This window comes from Shewanella sp. CAL98-MNA-CIBAN-0140 (genome assembly GCF_040309905.1).
GTDB lineage: Bacteria > Pseudomonadota > Gammaproteobacteria > Enterobacterales > Shewanellaceae > Shewanella > Shewanella psychromarinicola.
Genome location: NZ_JBEOPI010000001.1, coordinates 1 through 19563 on the forward strand (window position 1 = coordinate 1; position 19563 = coordinate 19563).

The following is a 19563-nucleotide window of genomic DNA, read 5'->3' on the forward strand; positions in this document are numbered from 1 at the left end:
TTTGTTCCAGTAAGAATAGCGGTTATTGCAAAACCAAGATGGGTCGTTAGCTCAGTTCCTCTTTGTTAAATCAATAGATACAGTTGGCTTATAATCCATGAGTCGAAGTTTCGGCCCCTTCCTTCACTACCCGCTATTTATTATTACTTCTGAGTTAATTCCTAAATAGCTGATTAAATTCAAATAAAACACTTTACATAATCAGCTGACTTTCTATATCTCTTTGTTGCATTTTTATATGCTTTTATCACACGCATAATGCAAATGTGTGGGCTTTGATTGTTAAGGTAATACTTGTTTACTTTTGTCTCATAGACTTATTGCTAATGTTGCATGCTTGTTAATTAGCTCATATTAATTAGGATTAGAACAATATAAATAGGGAGATAATAATGAAAAAACAAAAGATAAGTCTTTATGTTGCTGGCGCTTTATTGACTATGAGTGGGAGTGCTCAGGCGGCTACTGAAATGACTTTTGGTGGTTATATTAAAGCAGATGTGATGTTTAGTGATTATGGCAACGGGGCGCCTGACTCAGGTTCATTGTCTCGTCAGTTTTATGTGCCAGGCACTATTTACGGGACAACTGGAAATGGTAAGCAAGTTGTCGATTTTCAAGCTCGTGAGTCACGTTTTAATTTTAAAACCGTTACCGATGTTGAAGGGCATAAACTAACTGGTTTTATTGAACTGGATTTTTTGACACATACTGATGGTAACGAACGAGTTTCTAACAGCTATTCTCCACGCATACGTCATGCATTTATGAGTTATGACAATTGGACTGTAGGACAAACGTGGACTACTTTTCAAAATCCAGGCGCTTTACCTGAGAACTTAGACTTTGTTGGTGCGGCTGAAGGAACACCGTTTGTTAGACAATCACTACTTAGATATACCAGTGGTAATTGGCAATTCTCGATTGAAAATCCCGAAACGACAGTCACGCCATTAGGTGGTGGTGGTCGAATTACCAGTGGTAGTGGGGTTGTACCTGATGTTGTCGGTCGTTATAACTTTAGTACTGCAAATGGTTCTGCACTTTCGCTTGCTGCGATTGTAAGGCAAATAGATTTAGAGCAAGTTGTCGGTACTACCGTATACGATACCTCTGAGCTGGGCTATGGCGTCAGTTTTGCTGGTGTTATCCCTGTTGGTAAAGATGATCTTAAGTTTACGGCTACTTACGGTGAGGGACTAGGTCGTTACATGGCGCTAAATTATGCCAATGCAGGCGTACTTGATTCAAACGGTGAAATTCAAGCGATTAAATCCTTTGGTGGATTTGTGTCGTATCGTCACTGGTGGTCAGAGCAATGGCGTTCTAGTGTGACATTCTCAGGTTTTAGCGCAGATAATGATGTAGCCCTTACTGGTGGCTCAGTTAACAAAGAGGCCTATTCTAGCTATGTTAACTTATTGTTCTCACCTTCAAAGCCAGTGACATTTGGGGTTGAATATATGTATGCTTTGAATGAGCGTGAAGACGGTTTCGATGGTGACTTAAATCGCATTCTGTTTTCAGCGAAATATGCCATTTAGATTTAGCATTAGAGCGAATAATAACAAGGCAACCAAATAGGTTGCCTTGTTACTTTTAAGAAATAAAACTTAATTGAGTAGATTGTTTTGACGAATATAAGCTTCGAATTCGGTGCAACCACCAATAGGCTTTTCATCAATAAAGATTTGTGGAACGGTTTCTACTGTTTTACCTACACTTTTTGATAAATCAGCTTTAGTGATACCTTCAGCATGAATATCGATATATTTAAATTTGAAATCTTCACTTTGTGCGGCTAACTTTTCTGATAGTTCCACAGCACGAACGCAAAATGGACAAGCTGGGCGGCCAAAAATAACTACAAACATGGTGACTCCTGTTTAATGATATGGGCATTTTATACCATAAGTATTTTTCAAATGGTAATTCAACCCAATTAATTTTGTTTTAACTCATATCGATTTTATATTTGCCTTGATAGTCAAAAAATGAGTCGACTAAATCCCAGCGATGTTTATTTTTCTTCAACAATAATAAATCAGGTTTTCTAAATCGAGTTTGATCCGCCAATACATCTACTACCTTGTTATATTGAGGATGACGCAGGCCTGGAGTGCGAGTATGACTGAGAACAAACACCGCATAAAAAGCTTTACGTTGCGCAGGTGTCTCAAAGCTAAAAGTTTGTTTAAAATCATTACCTTCAATATCAATATATTGAATAAGTAACTTACTATCGTGGTCGTGCAACAACATTTGCTGACATTTAAATAAATGATGATGCTGTGCGTTAAGGACCTGCTTTAACCGTTTATCAGGATCTATCAAGGTTGATTGGCAGCTGTGGCAAATACGTGCTGCAATATCGTTTTCAGCCCCACAGTCAGGACAGGATTTTGATCTAAATCTAAAATCACACTGCTGTTGATCATTGATTAATCCTTGGCAGCGTCTGCCATAATGTTCGACAATATCGCCATCGCCATCAACAATCCCCCAAAAGGTATTGGCAAATTGACACACAGGACAATGCACTTGAACTGGTACTGATTTGCTATTGGGTTTTACTTGACCGACTTCTGGATAAAATAAATCATAGCCATTAGCGGCATAATCAATGATTAAGCAGTCTGTTTTATCCGGCGCCAAACGTAAACCTCGGCCAATCATTTGCTGGAATAAGCTAACTGAAGCAGTAGGTCGTAATATGGCGATAAGGTCAACATGAGGTGCATCGAAGCCTGTGGTTAACACGGCAACGTTAACAATGTACTTGAGTTGTTGGGCCTTAAAGCGTTCAATGATGTCATCACGTTCGACATGAGGTGTTTGAGCGGTAATTAATGCGGCATCATTATCTAAAAGATCCATTACTTCATTGGCATGCCTGACTGTGGCAGCAAAAATCAACACTCCTTTGCGGAGTTCGGCAAGTTGTTTTACTTGTTTGATAATAGCGGTGGTTGCTCGTCCTTGATGATGAAGCAAGGAGTCTATTTCTATTTGCGGATATTCGCCGCTGTCATGGGGGGCTAGTGCGCTAAAGTCATATTGGGCACTCAGCCCATCGAAAATAATCGGTTTGGTGAGGTATCCTTGGTTAATTAATGGCCGCATTGGGAGTTCAAAGATACATTTATCAAAAACGGGGGTGTCTGTATTGCCCACTTTCCCGTGGTAGTGGAGTCGATAAATCCAGCCTACACCAAGGCGATAAGGCGTGGCGGTTAACCCAAGTAGTTTGATATCGGGATTACGTGCTTTAAGGTGTGTGAGCAGTTGTTGATATTGGCTAGTTGACTCGTTACTGACTCGGTGGCACTCATCTATAATGACTAATGAAAACGGTTGTGTAAATTTTGTCAAAGCCCGAGCGGCAGATTGGACGCTGGCAACCACCGTTTTGCCATTGGCTTTTTTTTGATTTAATCCAGCAGAGTAAATATTTGCTTGTTGTGTGAGTAAGCCCACTTTTTGTGCATTTTGAGCGACTAATTCCTTTACGTGAGTTAATACCAGTACGTTGCCATTGGCAATACGCGCTAATTCGGCAATCACGATACTTTTACCCGCGCCAGTGGGAAGAACCAACACCGCTGATTGCTGGCTTTGCTTGAAATGAGCAATTGCAGCGTCGACGGAGTGTTGTTGATAATCACGTAAAGTGATTTTAACGGGCATGGGGGATGAGTCTTTCAATTTATCGATAGTATTAATCTGGTTTTTATAAAGCTTAACATAGCCAATGGCTGATATAACTATATTACATAAAGTGAATTGACTTTGACTGAAGTCGATAAACATACAACGGTGTTATATTGTGAACAGAAGATCAGTTACTTAGGAGACAGTAACGCAGACGGGATCTCATATTAAGTTTAAAAAAAAGCCCCTCTAATGAGGGGCGAAACGAGAAATTGGTCAGGATTTCTCAGGGTGGATAGATCAATGACAATGGTTGAAGCAATTACTCCGTTTTGTTCAAACGATATTCAATTAGCGTATCTATGACTGCTGGATCTGCCAATGTTGAAGAATCACCTAAGTTGGTTACTTCGTTAGCCGCAATTTTACGTAAGAATCGACGCATAATTTTGCCCGAACGCGTTTTAGGTAAACCACTGGCCCATTGGATAAGATCCGGTGTGGCAAGGGCACCAATTTCTTTACGTACCCATTGGCGTAACTCTTGACGTAATTCTTCAGTCGGTTCAACACCACGAGTCAAAGTGACATAAGCATAAATACCTTGGCCTTTGATGTCATGGGGATAACCTACCACGGCAGCCTCAGCAACGAGTTCATGGGACACTAACGCACTTTCAACTTCTGCGGTGCCTAAGCGATGTCCTGAAACGTTAATCACATCATCTACACGGCCCGTGATCCAATAGTAGCCATCTTCATCACGACGAGCACCATCACCGGTAAAATACATACCACGAAAGGTTTTGAAGTAGGTGAGGGCGAATCTGTCGTGATCACCAAAAACGGTGCGCATTTGTCCTGGCCACGAATCTAGGATAACTAAGTTACCTTCACCCGTCCCTTCTACAAGATCACCCATGTTATCAACCAGTGCCGGTTGTACACCAAAAAAGGGTCGCGTTGCGGAGCCAGGTTTTGTATCTGTTGCACCTGGTAGTGGACTGATTAAAATGCCACCCGTTTCAGTTTGCCACCAAGTATCGACGATTGGGCAGTTTGCATGGCCAACCACTTCATGGTACCAACGCCATGCTTCTGGGTTTATTGGTTCACCAACAGAGCCCATAATCCGCAATGAGTCACCTTTGTAACTGTTAAACGGTTCTTTACCTTCAGCCATTAATGCCCGAATTAAGGTTGGCGCGGTATAAAGAATATTGACGTTATGGCGGTCGATCATTTCACCTAATCGAGCAGGTGTAGGATGATTAGGTACGCCCTCATGAATTAATACCGTGGCGGCATTAGCAAAAGGACCATATACCATATAAGAATGGCCGGTAATCCAACCCACATCAGCGGTACACCAATATACTTCGTCAGCTTTATAGTCAAACACGTATTCATGTGTCATTGAGGCATACACCATATAACCGCCAGTGGTATGCAGCACACCTTTAGGATTACCAGTAGAGCCAGAGGTATAAAGCAAAAACAGCGGGTCTTCGGCATTCATTTCAGCTGGTATGCAATACTCTGAAGCGACTTCCATGAGTGAATGCCACCAAACATCTCGGCCTTCAACCCAATCTACGTCACCACCAGTTCGCTTAAATACAATGACCTTCTCGACGCAAGTTACATCAGGATTTGATATCGCTTCATCAACACTGCGTTTTAAAGGGATTTTACGACCAGCACGAACACCTTCGTCAGCGGTAATCAAGACTTTTGATTTACCGTCAATCACCCTTGCTGCAATCGAGTCTGGTGAAAAGCCGCCAAATACCACTGAATGAACTGCACCAATGCGCGCGCAAGCCAGCATGGCAACTGCAGCTTCAGGCACCATAGGCATGTAGATAGTGACGATATCGCCTTTATTTACCCCTTGGCTGCGCAGCGCGTTAGCAAACTTACAGACTTCGTTATGCAGTTCTGCATAAGTCAATTTGCGCTGTTCGTTGGCGTCATCGCCCTCCCAAATAATGGCCAGCTTATCGCCGTATTCTTCGAGGTGACGATCTAAACAATTGGCAGAGGCATTGAGCGTACCGTCATAAAACCAATTTATGGATAGGTTATGATCATCAAATGACGTTTTCTTGATTTTAGTATAAGGTTTAATCCAATCAATGCGTTTGCCGTGCTCTCTCCAGAAACCTTCTGGATTAACAATGGACTCCTGGTACATTTTCTTATATTGATCGTTATTAACCAGTGCGTTGTTCGCTATGTCGCTAGGAACTTTGTAAAGAGACTGCGAGCTCATAGGGCTTCCCTTTCTAAAAATGGCGTAGTTAAAGTATCATCTGCAACGGGCTGTTTGCACTATTAGACCTTGGTCTATTTTTAAAATATCCTTAATATTTAGTCTGTTGCACGTGTTAATATAACAAGGAAAGCTGCAGAGTTAGTCTATCATTTATAACAATTCTCTTATGTAGGTTGTTTTATGTTCAATACATGATGTTTTAGATAAAAATAAAACAGATTTTTAATAACAATAAAGTGATATCGGACGTTTCATGAACTTAACCTTAATCGTTGCCGTGATTGCGGTGTGTTATGTGTCTCTACTGTTTATTTTGGCATGGGGCGCAGAGCGGTGGTTTAGTAAAATAAACCAAAAAGTCCAAGTATGGATTTATGGACTCAGTTTAGCTGTGTATTGCTCTTCATGGAGTTTTTTAGGCACAGTAGGCCAGTCTGCCAATGATTTGTGGTCTTTTTTACCTATTTTTGTTGGCCCAATATTGGTGTTCACCCTTGGGTTTGGCATGCTACGAAAAATGGTCGTGGTGTCTAAAGCACAAAACATCACTTCAGTTGCCGACTTTATTGCCGCTCGTTATGGAAAGTCGCAATTGTTGGCTGCATTAGTCACCCTTATTGCATTATTTGGCATCATGCCATATATCGCCTTACAGCTTAAAGCGATGGTATTTAGTCTTAATTTATTCCAACCCGATGATAACCCGCTGAGTCCAGTGGCGGTGCCATTATTGATCACCATGTTGTTAGCCATTTTTGCCATTTTATTTGGTACTCGTAAATTAGATGCTACCGAACATAATCCTGGGATGATGGTGGCGATTGCATTTGAGTCATTGGTTAAACTCGCCGCATTTATCTCTGTTGGTGTCGTCATTAGTTTCGGTGTTTTTGATGGTTTTGGTGATATTTGGCAACAGGCATCTGATAAAGCATTAATTGAAAATAGTCATATTCGTTTAGAGTCGTTTCTCCCTGAGCTTTTTGTCGGTATGGCGGCATTTATGTGTATGCCAAGACAGTTCCATGTGATGGTGGTTGAGTGTGGTGGCGAACATGTGCTGAAAAAAGCCCGTTGGATTTTTCCGATTTATTTGGCTTTGTTTGGTCTATTTGTTGCGCCATTGGCGTTAGCTGGCAAAGTGATATTGGGTGATACTGTGTCAGCAGATACCTATGTCATCAACTTACCTCTGGTGCTCGACCAACCGATCTTAGCCGTTGTTGCATTGTTAGGCAGCTTGTCTGCGGCAACCGGAATGGTCATTGTGGCAGTGGTTACCATCAGCGTGATGGTCAGTAATGAATGGCTGGTGCCATTTTTACTGCGAACTGGGCAAATTAGAGAAAAGAACTTTAGTCAGTTTTCTCAATTATTGTTAAATGTACGCCGTTTATCCATAGTAGTGATTCTAGGTTTTGGTTATTTGAGTTATTTACTGTTTACCGACAGAGATTCACTTTCACATTTGGGGATGATGTCATTTGGCGCTTTTTCTCAATTAGCGCCTGCATTAGTTGGCGGTTTATATTGGAAGCATGGTAATCGATCCGGCGTCTATCTTGGTCTTGCTGTGGGCTTTAGTCTGTGGTGTTTTATTTTACTTCAAGGTGCCGGTGAAGCTCGTTTGATTGGTGGCGAGTTTGGTTTACTTAATTCGATAACCCCAAATGTTAGTGATACGTTGATCGCCTTGTTAGCGAATATCTTTTGTTATGTACTGGGTTCTATTTGGTTTAGAGCCGGCGTTGCAGAGCGTATTCAAGCGAGTAATTTTGTAAAGCCTTGGTCATCAAAGCAAGATTCTAAAAAACGTCAAGGGCCTATTTCGCAACAAGATTTATTAATTTTGGCCAGCCGGTTTGTGAGTCCCACTCGTGCTTATGAGAGCTTTAGCCGTTTTTCGGCTGATGCGGTTAAAAGTGATAGTTGGTACAAAACGGCCCCTGAAGAATTAATCGCCCACACCGAACACATGTTGTCGGGTGTTTTGGGCGCATCAAGTGCTTCATTAGTGATGGATTCTGTGCTGCAAGGCCGAGATTTGGGCCTTGATGAAGTCTTTAGTTTAGTTGATGAAGCATCGTCGAAAATTATTTTAAGTCAGGATATGTTGCGAGGCGCTATTGAACACGCTTACGAAGGCATGAGTGTGGTTGATAAAGATCTTAATTTAGTTGCGTGGAATTATCGCTATATAGAATTATATCAGTATCCAGAAGGATTTTTACAACAAGGTATGCCTATTGCTGACATTGTGCGGTTTAATGCTTCGCGCGGTTTTTGTGGTACGGGAGATATTGAAGATCAAGTCGCAGTGCGAGTACAGCATATGCGTAATGGCACCCCTCACACTTCAGAGCGTGAACGCCAAGATGGTAAGGTGATTAAAATTCAAGGTAACCCTATGCCTGACGGCGGTTTTGTGATGACTTTTACTGATATTACTCAATATCGTTTACAAGAAAAAGCCTTGCTGGAAGCCAATGAAACATTAGAAAGCCGCGTGCAAGAGCGAACCTATGAGCTGGCGATGTCAAACAGCGAATTACTTGAAGCCAAAGCACAGGAAGAGCTGGCTAACGCGTCTAAAACACGCTTTTTAGCAGCTGTGGGCCACGACTTAATGCAGCCATTAAATGCGGCTAGATTATTTACCGCCTCATTATCACAATATCCTAATCTGGATCTCGAAGCCCGCACGACATTAACCCATGTGAATAGTTCGTTGAAAATAGCTGGCGAGTTATTGACCGATTTATTAGATATCTCTAAGCTCGACTCGGGCATGGTGGAAGTTAATCGCCGCGATTTTGCCATTGCGGAGGTGATTAACGGTTTGTCGGTTGAATTTGATGCGATGGCAAGTGACAGTCAGATCTCTTTTTCGATGGTGCCCTCTACGGCGACCGTAAACTCAGATCCATCATTATTACGGCGTGTTTTGCAGAATTTTTTAACCAATGCTTACCGTTATGCTCGTGGCGGTAAAGTCTTATTCGGTTGCCGTCATCGAGGTGACTTTATCGAGATCCAAGTGTTAGATACTGGCTGTGGGATTAATGAGTTTGATATACAAGAAATTTTTAAAGAGTTTAAACGTCTAAATCATCCCAGTAGCCGTAATGTCAGTGGCTTGGGATTAGGATTAGCGATTGCCGATCGGATTAGCAAGGTACTTGATCATCAAATTCATGTGAGTTCGACCTTAGGTCATGGTTCGATATTCTCGATTTCCGTGCCAATAGGCAAAACGATAAGTCAAATAAGCAGTAAGCCTTTACCGACATTATTGCAGCCTTTAGCGGGAATTAAAGTCTTATGTATCGACAATGAAGAGGCGATTCTCGCGGGGCTAGAGTCGTTATTAAGCCGTTGGCAATGTGAAGTTATTTGTGCCAAAGATCTTGCCGATGCACGGATTAAATTAGGCCTTAAAGGCGTTGCTCCAGACATCATGTTAGCTGATTATCACTTAGATGATGACCAAAATGGTATTGATGCGATGAATGGCATCCGCAGCCGATATGGTGAGCATTTACCCGGGATCTTGATTACCGCTAATACCAACAAAGATTTGGTTGATGATGTCGAAAGACGCGGTTATCACTATATGGCGAAAATGGTTAAACCAGCCGCATTGCGGGCGTTAATTTCTAGTCTAGTTAAAAAGTAAACATTAGAATTATTCAATTATTTAGGCGTATCGTTTAGGCTTGCTATGATGATGGTACAAGGTAATAGCGTGTAGCTATACTTTTTTGAACGTTATTTTTCGGCTGGCAGTAACGCGAAACATTACAGTGTGCACCCAGTAATCATTTGACTACACAGACAAGATGCAGACTCACTTTAGATACAGTCTTTTGGCCTAAAGCAGCCTATATCTGTTACATGCCGAGTGTCCATATCTGACGTTTTTGTCAACATGGTCAAATAGGGTGCGGATATTGATTAGTGTCGCAGTTGCAAGTAAAAGATGAATTAGCTAGTGGAGAACGGGTGCATGTTTTGCGCGACAACGTCATTAAAAAGCCCTTTATTGGCACGATTGGATTTTTCGCTAAGTGGGGCGTAACTCACCCAAGGTGGGATAGTAAACAGTTATCAAACAGATCGTTAGCAAAAAATGGCAAGTTTGATATTGCATACTTAACACAACGCCATTTTTATCGATTCATCCCATCTCTTATCCCTCCGATTATCCCGAGTTGAGGTTAACTCCTTCTCTGATACAAACGTGTCTCATTGACAAAAATAATTTAGCTGAATGTGATTAACCGTGACTAATAAATTGAGCGGTTACTGGCGTAGCATCAATGCCTTTTACGACGGTGATCATCGCCGAAGTCAGCTTGCTTAATTGCGCTGCATTGATGGTGTAGGGCGGCATCAGATAAATATATTTATTAAACGGTCTTACCCAGACGCCCAGCTCAACAAAGGCTTGCTGTAATTGGGCTGTATTGACCGTATTGATCATTTCAATAATGCCAACAGCACCGAGCACACGGACATCGTTCACTTGAGGTAAATCAATCGCACTTGCGAGTTCTTGCTTGAGTTGGGTTTCAATGGCGTTAACTTGTTGTTGCCAGTCACCTTGAAGCAGTAAATCTAAACTGGCTGTTGCCGCGGCGCACGCTAATGGATTACCCATAAATGTGGGGCCGTGCATAAACACACCCGCAGGTGAGTCACTAATACCATTGGCAACTTCGTCACTGCACAGGGTGGCAGCAAGGCTGATATAGCCGCCGGTTAAGGCTTTACCCACACACATGATATCCGCCTCAATATTGGCATGCTCATAAGCAAACAGTTTGCCTGTGCGTCCAAATCCGGTGGCAATTTCATCTAAGATCAGTAGTACATGGTATTGATCGCACAGTTGACGAAGTTTAGTTAGATAAGCCGGGGAGTAAAAACGCATTTCGCCAGCGCCTTGCATGATGGGTTCGATAATCACGGCGGCAATATCATGGTGATGTTGAGCAAATGCAGCATCTAAAGCGAGTGAATCCGTTTGATTAAGCGGTTCATTAAACTTAGACGTTGGCGCAGGGATAAATACTTGTTTAGTCACATTATTGCCAAACATGGTGTGCATGCCACCGTCTGGATCGCATACGCTCATTGCGGCAAAGGTATCACCGTGATAACCGTTTTTCACGGCCATGATCTGTTGTTTTTGTGGTTGGTTTCGACCTTGCCAATATTGCAGTGCCATTTTTAATGCGACTTCTACCGCAATTGAGCCTGAATCGGCTAAGAATACTTTGGTTAAATTTGCGCTGGTCATCTGCACTAAACGTTTTGATGCTTCAATGGCGGGTTGGTGGGTTATTCCGCCAAACATCACATGACTAAGCTGTGAAAGCTGTTGTTGCATTGCAGCGACAATGGTCGGATGACTATACCCGTGCACACATGACCACCACGAACTTGTGCCATCAATGAGCACTTTGCCATTGTCTAAAATCAGCTCACAACCTTGAGCTGAAACCACCCCATATACAGGTAAAGACTGGGTCATAGAGGTGTAAGGGTGCCAAATATGTTGTGCATCGAAAGCGTAATCGATAGTGCTGTTTACGTCGGAAAGTGCCATAGTTATATGTGCTCGTTTTTTAACCGCTAGTAAAGCGTGAAGTGGCTACTGCGTTGACAGTTTACGGGCTCAGGGTATCCTAGCCAACATAAAATAAAAATAAAGGAATGCTCCATGTCGTTAGCTGAAGTTCGTCAGGATTGGAAAAAAGCACAAATTGAAGCATTGTTTGCGTTGCCTATGAATGATTTATTATTTAAAGCACACAGCATTCATCGAGAGATGTTTGACCCTAACGAAGTGCAGATCAGTCGTCTTTTATCGATTAAAACTGGTGCATGCCCTGAGGACTGTAAATATTGTCCACAAAGCGCGCGTTACGATACTGGCCTTGAAAAAGAACGTTTACTTGAAATTGAAAAAGTATTAACTGAGGCTAAAAGCGCTAAAGCTGCTGGTGCATCACGCTTTTGCATGGGCGCCGCTTGGCGTAACCCGCGAGACAAAGACATGCCATATTTAACTCAAATGGTACAAGATGTCCGTGCCTTAGGCATGGAAACTTGCATGACATTAGGCATGTTGTCGCCAGAACAAGCCAGCAAATTAGCCGATGCCGGTTTAGATTATTACAACCATAACCTGGATACTTCACCAGAATATTATGGCGAAGTTATCACCACTCGCACTTATCAAAGCCGCTTAGATACGCTGACAAATGTGCGAGCATCAGGGATGAAAGTTTGTTCGGGCGGGATTGTTGGCATGGGCGAAGACGCCACTGACCGTGCAGGTTTACTACAACAACTGGCTAATTTAGAACAACATCCAGATTCAGTGCCTATTAACATGTTAGTTAAAGTGGCTGGAACGCCGTTTGAAAATATTGATGATCTTGACCCACTTGTGTTTGTCCGCACAATTGCAGTGGCCCGTATTCTTATGCCTAAGTCGCGGGTGCGCTTGTCTGCAGGTCGTGAAAGCATGAGTGATGAACTGCAATCAATGTGTTTCTTTGCCGGTGCTAATTCAATTTTCTACGGTTGCAAGTTGTTGACGACGTCTAATCCTGAAGAAAATGATGACATGAGTTTATTTCGTCGTTTAGGGTTACATCCCGAACAAGGCCCACAAGCCAACATCGAAACCGACAGTGCCTTATTAGCCAAAGCCAGTGCTAAACAAGATAAGTCGACCAAGCAGTTTTTTGATGCAGCGGCGTTGTGATCTAATATGACGTTAATAGGCCAAACTGGCATGGGACAACATCCATTAACCCAGCGGATAAGTGATAAGCTGGCTGAGCAGCAGGCCGCGGGCCTTTTACGCCAACGACATGTGTCGGCAACCAAGCCACATGCGACAATTGATTTTAGCCATAATGATTATTTAGGCTTAGCCCATGAACCCGCTTTAGCCCAAGCACTTTATGCTGGAGCACAAGAGTTTGGTGTCGGCAGTCGGGCATCACCTCTTGTGAGTGGTTATGGCCAAGCCCATTTGGCACTCGAGCAGCGCCTATGTGAGATTACTGGCCATCAAGCTTGTATGCTATTTAGCTCAGGTTTTAGCGCCAACAGCGCGTTAATGAAAACCCTGTTTAGTGCCGACGATACGGTTATTGCCGACAAGTTGGTTCATGCCTCAGTCATCGATGGCTTAAAAGACAGTGGCAGTAATATTCGGCGTTTTCTACATAATGATATTAGTAGTGCAGCGCGCATTATTGCACGTAACCCTCATAGCGCTGTTGTTACCGAAAGTGTGTTTAGTATGGATGGAGACATCGCCCCCATTGCTGAACTTTCATCCTTATGTCAACAACATAACTCTTGGTTGATTGTCGATGATGCTCATGGTTTTGGGGTATTACCAAGCTCGTTTGTTAATGCCGATAAGGTCGATATTCAAGTGGTCACCTTTGGTAAAGCGCTAGGGTGTCAAGGCGCGGCCATTTTAGCCTCACAAGATGTGATTGATTATTTGGTCGCGACTTCTCGTGAATATATTTATTCAACTGCGTTGTCTCCGGCTAATGCTCATCTGGCATTAACCGCCATAAATTGGCAACAAGATCACCCACAGTTATTGGCACAATTAACGGCTAACATCGCGCTTTTCAGAGATCTTGCACAGAAGCAACAATTAGCCATAACGTCTTCGACCACGGCTATTCAGCCGATTATGATCGGTGATAATCATCGCGTGATGACAATTGCTCAACAGTTAACACAACACGGTTTTTTGGTTGGTGCGATCCGCTCACCAACGGTGCCCAAAGATCAGGCGCGTTTGCGGATTACCTTAAATGTACTGCATCAAGCCAGTGATATTCGTGCGCTCGTGAGCGCAGTGGCTCAGCTTATTGATCAACATGATGATAATACCTCGCGGCAAGCAGTATTAGCACCACCATCAGTGACTAAATAAATCGTATCTTTGAGAAACTCCATGACGTTAGATAATCCGGTTGCAAAAAAGTTTTCAATAGCCGCATCTCATTACAAGCAACATGATGTGTTGCAGCGCATGAGTGCTCAGCAATTGTTACAACAAGCGCATTTATTTGGCACCTTGCTTGATGTTGGAGCCGGCCCTGGTACATGTTTTAAAGCTTTTAATGAGGTAAAACAGGTTGTCGCCGTTGATATTGCTCATGGCATGCTTGCTCAACTTGTGCAACAACACCCCGATTATTTACCCCTTTGCAGTGACGCACAAGCATTGGGTTTACAAAGCGGATCCATTGACAGCATCTATTCCAATTTAGCCTTGCAGTGGTGCCAAACATTACCCAATGCGTTTTCTGAGTTTCATCGAGTATTACGACCCGGCGGCGAATGTCATCTTAGTGTGGTTGTTGATGGCAGCTTGGCTGAGCTAAAGCACTTAGGTTTTAGAGTAAACCAATTTGATTCCATATCAGTGCTTAAGGCGGCATTTATCTCATCTCAAACCACCACGAATGACTGGTATAGCGTTAATATTCACGTTAATAGTATCAGCATTTATTTTGATGATTTACGCAGCTTACTATATTCAATAAAAGGTGTTGGGGCGTCATTTGACCAACAAAGTACTGGCAAAGAACGTCTCGCACTCACCAAGCAACAATGGCAGCAACGGGTGGCGTTAGCAGAAACCCTACGCACCAATAAAGGGTTACCATTAACTTATCAAATTGCGTATATTCACGCGAAACGAGGCTGAAGCTATGCTGTATTTTGTGACAGGCACCGACACCGACAGTGGTAAAACGCTAATTTCAGCGGCATTGTTATCTAAAGCCCAAGGCAATAAATGTGGTTTTAAACCTATAGCATCAGGATGTGAACACACTGAAAATGGCTTGCGTAACCCAGATGCGATGATGTTAATTGCACAATCGAATATGGATTTTTCCTATCAAGTGGTTAATCCTATTTGCTTTGAACCGGCTATTGCACCGCACATTGCTGCCAAGCAAGCTAAACAAACATTAAGTGCACAAAGTGTGCTAGAGACTATGTATCACCCAGCGATGCAAAGCGCTGATTTTGTATTAATTGAAGGTGCTGGTGGCTGGCGTTTACCCTTGGGCAATGGCGAGTATTTGTCTGACACGATCACGTTACTGCAAGCCAAGCTGCTACAAGCGAGATTGACTCCAAATTCAGAGGCCACATCAGCCGTCGAAATTATTTTAGTCGTAGGGATGAAACTAGGTTGTTTAAACCATGCGTTATTAACTCAAGAAGCTGTGCTAGCAGATGGGTTAACGATAGCAGGATGGGTGGCGAATCAAATCGATGCTGATATGGCTTTTATTGACGACAATCTCGACAGCTTACAACAAATGATGCGCGGTCCATTTTTGGGCTATGTGCCTTACTTAACCGATCCCACAGCCGAAAATGCGGCGCATTATCTTAAATTACCATAGTAACCTCAATTCTGGATAATAAACGGTTATCAAACAGTCCTTTGTTCCGCGATCAAACTTGTACCGACCTACCATTGGCCTACTATTGACGGCTATCCACACGTGAAGATGCCTTGTTAGCAAAACAAATGGCAAGTTTGATATGAAATAGGTCGTTACACAGAATCTGTTACAGGGTTAATATTTGGATTGTAACGTACTCAATTCATCTATTAACCCGAGTTGAGGTTGTGTTAGTTTGCGATTGGCATCACGCGGTTACGACCTAAGCGTTTTGCTTCGTAAAGTAACGTATCTGTCGCTTCAATCAATTGAGATACATTTTGTTTTGGTTTCCATTCAGCCACGCCAAAAGAGGCGGTTATTGAATCGATGACTTTGTCATTGCGTCGGTCTTTGACACTGAGCTTCTCGAGCGCTCTGCGAATGGCTTCGGCAAGTTGTCTGGCGACTCTAAACTGACTGCTTGGCACAATGATGGCAAACTCTTCACCACCAAAGCGGTACAATTTAATTCCGTCGCGGCACGCTTCTTGGGTCCGTTTCGCAACCGTTTTCAGGACTAAATCGCCGAGTTGATGACCAAAATTATCGTTGAATATTTTAAAGTGATCAATATCAATCAAAATCAAGCAGGTACCTGCAGGATCTGAACTAATTTGCGCTTCAATATCATCGTTAAATGCGCGGCGATTTAATACATTGGTTAAGGCATCAAATAGCATGTCTTTTTCTGATTCTGCTAAACGTGTTTTGAGCGTATCTATTTCAGACTGGGCTTTTTGTAGTTGTTCAGTAAAACTCACGGTACTAGAACGGATGCTGGAAGACTCTTTAACGATATTTCTGACAATGCCGATAACTTGTTCAAGCGAGAAGCCTTGGTTTTCAAGGTTGCTTAATTTTTTAAAATCTTTATCAATTTGGGTTTGAAAGGTTTCGGTGTCTGAATTAGTGTCTTTGAGTGACTGAGATAATTCACATACCATCGCATCAAGATTTTTACGCATTTCACGTACATTGAGCTCAACCGGGTCCGCCACATGCTTACGATATAATAATTCACTGGTTACTGGTGAACAGGTTTGATTCTGTTTGACCGCAATATCTAACTCTTGGTTGAGTAACGGGTTCTGTTCGCCCACGTAAGCATACCAAAGCGCGTAGTTTGTCGGCGTGGTGGGTATTCTATATTTTAACATTAACGGAACTGCTTTTTTCAAATTGGCTGCAGCGGTTTGCAGTAGAGTGTTCGACATTAAGTGCCTCATGAACCGGGCTAAGAAAAGACTTTGAAAAAATCTACAATTGAGTTGAATATAACAAGAATAACGTGGTTTGTACTATGGCATTATCACGAGAGATGTCACAAAAAAAGCATCCTAAGATGCTTTTGGGGGGACTCGAGTGATATTAAAACACGTAAGAGACCGCAAACATTGGGCCGGTAAAGCTGTAATTAATATTGTAATCAAAAGTACGTTGTTCAATATTACCGACATTACGTGTCTTTTTGATAGTGACATCGACATCATAATAGTTGTAAGCCAGTTTTATTGACCAGTTATCACAAAATTTAGCTTCAACACCTAAACGGACATCGACTAATGATCCATCGACATCATCATATTTGAGGGCAAAATACTGTGCGTGTGCATCAAATGTCCAGCCAGGATAAAACTCGTAAGAGCCGTAAACACCAATGTCTGGTAATGGCGCCGTGAGCGTTTCGTCTACAACTTCTGGCGTGGCTACCGCATTGGTGCATAAACTGCTTAAGCTTGAATCTGGGACGCAAATACCGATAGTGCCTTTAAAGGCTGTTTCGATAAACATGGCATGTAAACCGACTGACACCCCAACTGCGTAATGAGTACCTTGCCAGATGTCATAACCATAACCAATGCGTAGAATATCAATATTGAGTTCGGTACTCAGTTTCGAGCCAGTTTCAATGAGGTAATCTTTGCCGTCAATATCTTCAAGGATAAAATCTTGCGATACTGTTTCTGTGTCTGCTTTGCGATCCAACGATTTCCAATCAATATAAATGCTATGACGTTGGTTGAAAGAGAAAGTAAATTCAAAGTAGGGTAAATATTGTTCTTCAGCTAGTAGAAGTTCATCTTCAAAATCAATTGGGAATGTCCCGCCTGTTTTAGGGCTTGTTGCGATGAAGTTTGAATCAGAATTAGCATAGAATATACCGATATCGAGGGTATAATTGTCAGTTGAGCTATCAGTTGATAGATCCGTCTCTGCCAAAGCGGCACGAGTACCGAATATCAATAACACTATACAAAAAAAAGATCTTATCATTGAAACTCCGCATTTATTTTTCTATATCACAGGATATACGTCTCATATAATGCTGCTGTCGAATTTATGACTTAATCTAATCTGCGCCGATAACTAAAATCAGGGCATCAAATACAGAGTTATAAACATTAAGTTAAATAAATGGGACAAATTCTTCAGTGGGTATACTAGCACTTTGTTACTAAATGTGAAGTATTTGTATAAGATTATTGCGCTAAATCATGTTTTCGGACGTAGTTTGATCTTAAAGGCATAAAATAATCGTTTCGGCGACAGAGTGAGATGTAGCGAGGGCGCCAGAGCATTGACGTTAACTGCGGTGAGTGACAATTATGTGACAAAACAAAAAAAGTAGAGCAATATATTGACTCTACTTTTTGGCTATTGTAGCGCAAATGTTAAAACTGTGAGAGGTTGCTTTAACCGTTAAAATAGGATTTATTCTGGCTCATCGGTGTCAGAAACATCCTCTTCAACATCGTCAAATTCAACTTCAATTTCAACTTTAGCGCTGGCTGGCGTGTTAATAGTCCCTAAAACCGCATAAAACGGTTTCCCTTTTGCTAGACGACAATACTTAGACCACAATAACTCCATTGGTGTTGTTGCGGGTAAAGTACCTTGTATAACGCTAATAAATTGGTCTTCGTCGACATTACGAGGTAATTGTGATCCATCGACTAAATTTTTCATTGCTTGACCATGTTGTTCAAGCAAGTCAGCCTCCTTGCTGGTAAAATCACCACAACGCTTAAATCCTTTTGGAAAATTTGCATCATCATAGAAACGTTTAGTCGATTGGAAACTGTTGCTGTGACCATTGGTGTTAGCATCAATACCCTGTTTAGCATTGATAAATGATTGCTCAGACATGGCTAATACCTTCTAGATTATGAGATATAAAGATTTGCAACTGGAGTATTGGCTAGTATTATCATTTTTTAAATCAAAATATTTTGTCCCTAATGGTAAACAATTTTTATGGATACAGATTTATTAAAAACCTTCTTAGAAGTGTCTCGCACTCGGCATTTTGGTAAAGCGGCTGAAAATCTTTACCTAACCCGAAGCGCTGTCAGTTTTAGGATAAAACAGCTAGAAAATATTTTGGGGATAGCGCTATTTGAACGTTTGCGTAACAATATTCAGCCAACCCCCGCAGGCGAAAGAATGCTTGGCCATGCTGAAGCGGTGCTTAATGCTTGGGAAAGAGCAAAACAAGATATTATTTTAAATCAGCAGCACAGTGCCCAGTTGGCTTTGTCTGCTGGGGATAATATTTGGGATGCGTTTTTACAAGGTTTGTTACAACCATTACATTTACGCTTGGAAGGCGTGGCCTTAAGAACTGATGTCTTGCCGGCATTGGTAATGACTCGCCAACTTATTGAGCGCACCTTAGACATTGCGATTACTTTCGATCCGCCAAAGCTTGATGGGGTCACATTAGTTAAGCTTGCTCAAATCAAATTGTATTTAGTGTCCAAACAACAGGGGATCACGCTTGATCAAACACCTTCTTTACCTTATATAAAAGTAGACTGGGGTACCGCGTTTAATATTACTCATGCTCAAGATTTTACTATGTTGCCGTTACCGGTATTGCATACAAGTTCTGCCCGTATGGCATTGGATTTTATTCTCAATAATGGTGGGTGCGCTTTTTTACCTGAAGCTCTCATTCGACCTTTTTTAGACAATGGCACCTTATATAACGTGGATGATGCACCATGTATCTATCGACATGTGTATGCGGCTTATTGGGCCAAAAATGAAAGAATTTCTTATATTGAACAAGCCATTTCAATTTTGAAAACTGATAAATGCGCTGATTAATCTTTG

14 protein-coding genes are annotated in these 19563 nt (G+C 42.1%); 7 read left to right on the plus strand and 7 right to left on the minus strand.

Annotated elements, in window-relative coordinates:
• The first annotated feature begins 392 nt into the window (after positions 1-392).
• Positions 393-1544, plus strand: a complete 1152-nt coding sequence (locus AAEY93_RS00005) for a DcaP family trimeric outer membrane transporter (protein WP_351074292.1) — start codon at positions 393-395, stop codon at positions 1542-1544.
• 69 nt (positions 1545-1613) lie between these two features.
• On the opposite strand, the gene AAEY93_RS00010 is transcribed toward AAEY93_RS00005, so the two are convergent.
• The 3 genes from AAEY93_RS00010 to acs form a co-directional block, all read right to left on the minus strand.
• Positions 1614-1874 (minus strand): GrxA family glutaredoxin, encoded by a 261-nt coding sequence (locus tag AAEY93_RS00010; RefSeq protein WP_101030581.1) that lies wholly within the window; start codon positions 1872-1874, stop codon positions 1614-1616.
• Between the two features lie 79 nt (positions 1875-1953).
• Positions 1954-3687, minus strand: coding sequence for a DNA repair helicase RadD (gene radD / locus AAEY93_RS00015; protein ID WP_124013793.1), 1734 nt, complete (start codon positions 3685-3687; stop codon positions 1954-1956).
• Between the two features lie 286 nt (positions 3688-3973).
• Positions 3974-5926, minus strand: coding sequence for an acetate--CoA ligase (gene acs / locus AAEY93_RS00020; RefSeq protein ID WP_124013792.1), 1953 nt, complete (start codon positions 5924-5926; stop codon positions 3974-3976).
• Between the two features lie 256 nt (positions 5927-6182).
• Between acs and AAEY93_RS00025 the strand changes: the two genes are divergently transcribed.
• Positions 6183-9605, plus strand: coding sequence for a hybrid sensor histidine kinase/response regulator (locus tag AAEY93_RS00025; RefSeq protein WP_124013791.1), 3423 nt, complete (start codon positions 6183-6185; stop codon positions 9603-9605).
• A gap of 600 nt (positions 9606-10205) precedes the next feature.
• Here AAEY93_RS00025 and bioA read toward each other — a convergent pair.
• Positions 10206-11540, minus strand: a complete 1335-nt coding sequence (gene bioA / locus AAEY93_RS00030) for an adenosylmethionine--8-amino-7-oxononanoate transaminase (RefSeq protein WP_351074296.1) — start codon at positions 11538-11540, stop codon at positions 10206-10208.
• A gap of 114 nt (positions 11541-11654) precedes the next feature.
• Between bioA and bioB the strand changes: the two genes are divergently transcribed.
• From bioB to bioD, 4 genes are read left to right on the plus strand one after another with little or no spacing between them, the layout of a single operon-like run.
• On the plus strand, positions 11655-12707 hold the full coding sequence (bioB, locus tag AAEY93_RS00035; RefSeq protein ID WP_124013789.1) for a biotin synthase BioB: 1053 nt from the start codon (positions 11655-11657) through the stop codon (positions 12705-12707).
• 6 nt (positions 12708-12713) lie between these two features.
• Complete coding sequence (locus AAEY93_RS00040; protein ID WP_233768504.1) at positions 12714-13910, plus strand: aminotransferase class I/II-fold pyridoxal phosphate-dependent enzyme; 1197 nt, start codon at positions 12714-12716, stop codon at positions 13908-13910.
• Between the two features lie 21 nt (positions 13911-13931).
• Positions 13932-14690, plus strand: a complete 759-nt coding sequence (locus AAEY93_RS00045; protein ID WP_124013788.1) for a methyltransferase domain-containing protein — start codon at positions 13932-13934, stop codon at positions 14688-14690.
• Positions 14691-14697: 7 nt separating this feature from the next.
• Complete coding sequence (bioD, locus tag AAEY93_RS00050; RefSeq protein ID WP_351074492.1) at positions 14698-15402, plus strand: dethiobiotin synthase; 705 nt, start codon at positions 14698-14700, stop codon at positions 15400-15402.
• A gap of 233 nt (positions 15403-15635) precedes the next feature.
• On the opposite strand, the gene AAEY93_RS00055 is transcribed toward bioD, so the two are convergent.
• The 3 genes from AAEY93_RS00055 to AAEY93_RS00065 all read right to left on the minus strand — a co-directional run bounded on the left by AAEY93_RS00055 (position 15636) and on the right by AAEY93_RS00065 (position 18594).
• Entirely contained in the window at positions 15636-16661 is a 1026-nt protein-coding gene (locus AAEY93_RS00055) for a GGDEF domain-containing protein (RefSeq protein WP_351074299.1), read from the minus strand.
• A gap of 154 nt (positions 16662-16815) precedes the next feature.
• Positions 16816-17721 (minus strand): hypothetical protein, encoded by a 906-nt coding sequence (locus AAEY93_RS00060; RefSeq protein ID WP_124013785.1) that lies wholly within the window; start codon positions 17719-17721, stop codon positions 16816-16818.
• Positions 17722-18159: 438 nt separating this feature from the next.
• Positions 18160-18594 (minus strand): MaoP family protein, encoded by a 435-nt coding sequence (locus AAEY93_RS00065; RefSeq protein ID WP_124013784.1) that lies wholly within the window; start codon positions 18592-18594, stop codon positions 18160-18162.
• Positions 18595-18702: 108 nt separating this feature from the next.
• On the opposite strand from AAEY93_RS00065, the gene AAEY93_RS00070 reads away from it, so the two are divergent.
• Positions 18703-19557, plus strand: coding sequence for a LysR family transcriptional regulator (locus tag AAEY93_RS00070; protein WP_124013783.1), 855 nt, complete (start codon positions 18703-18705; stop codon positions 19555-19557).
• Positions 19558-19563: the final 6 nt, after the last annotated feature.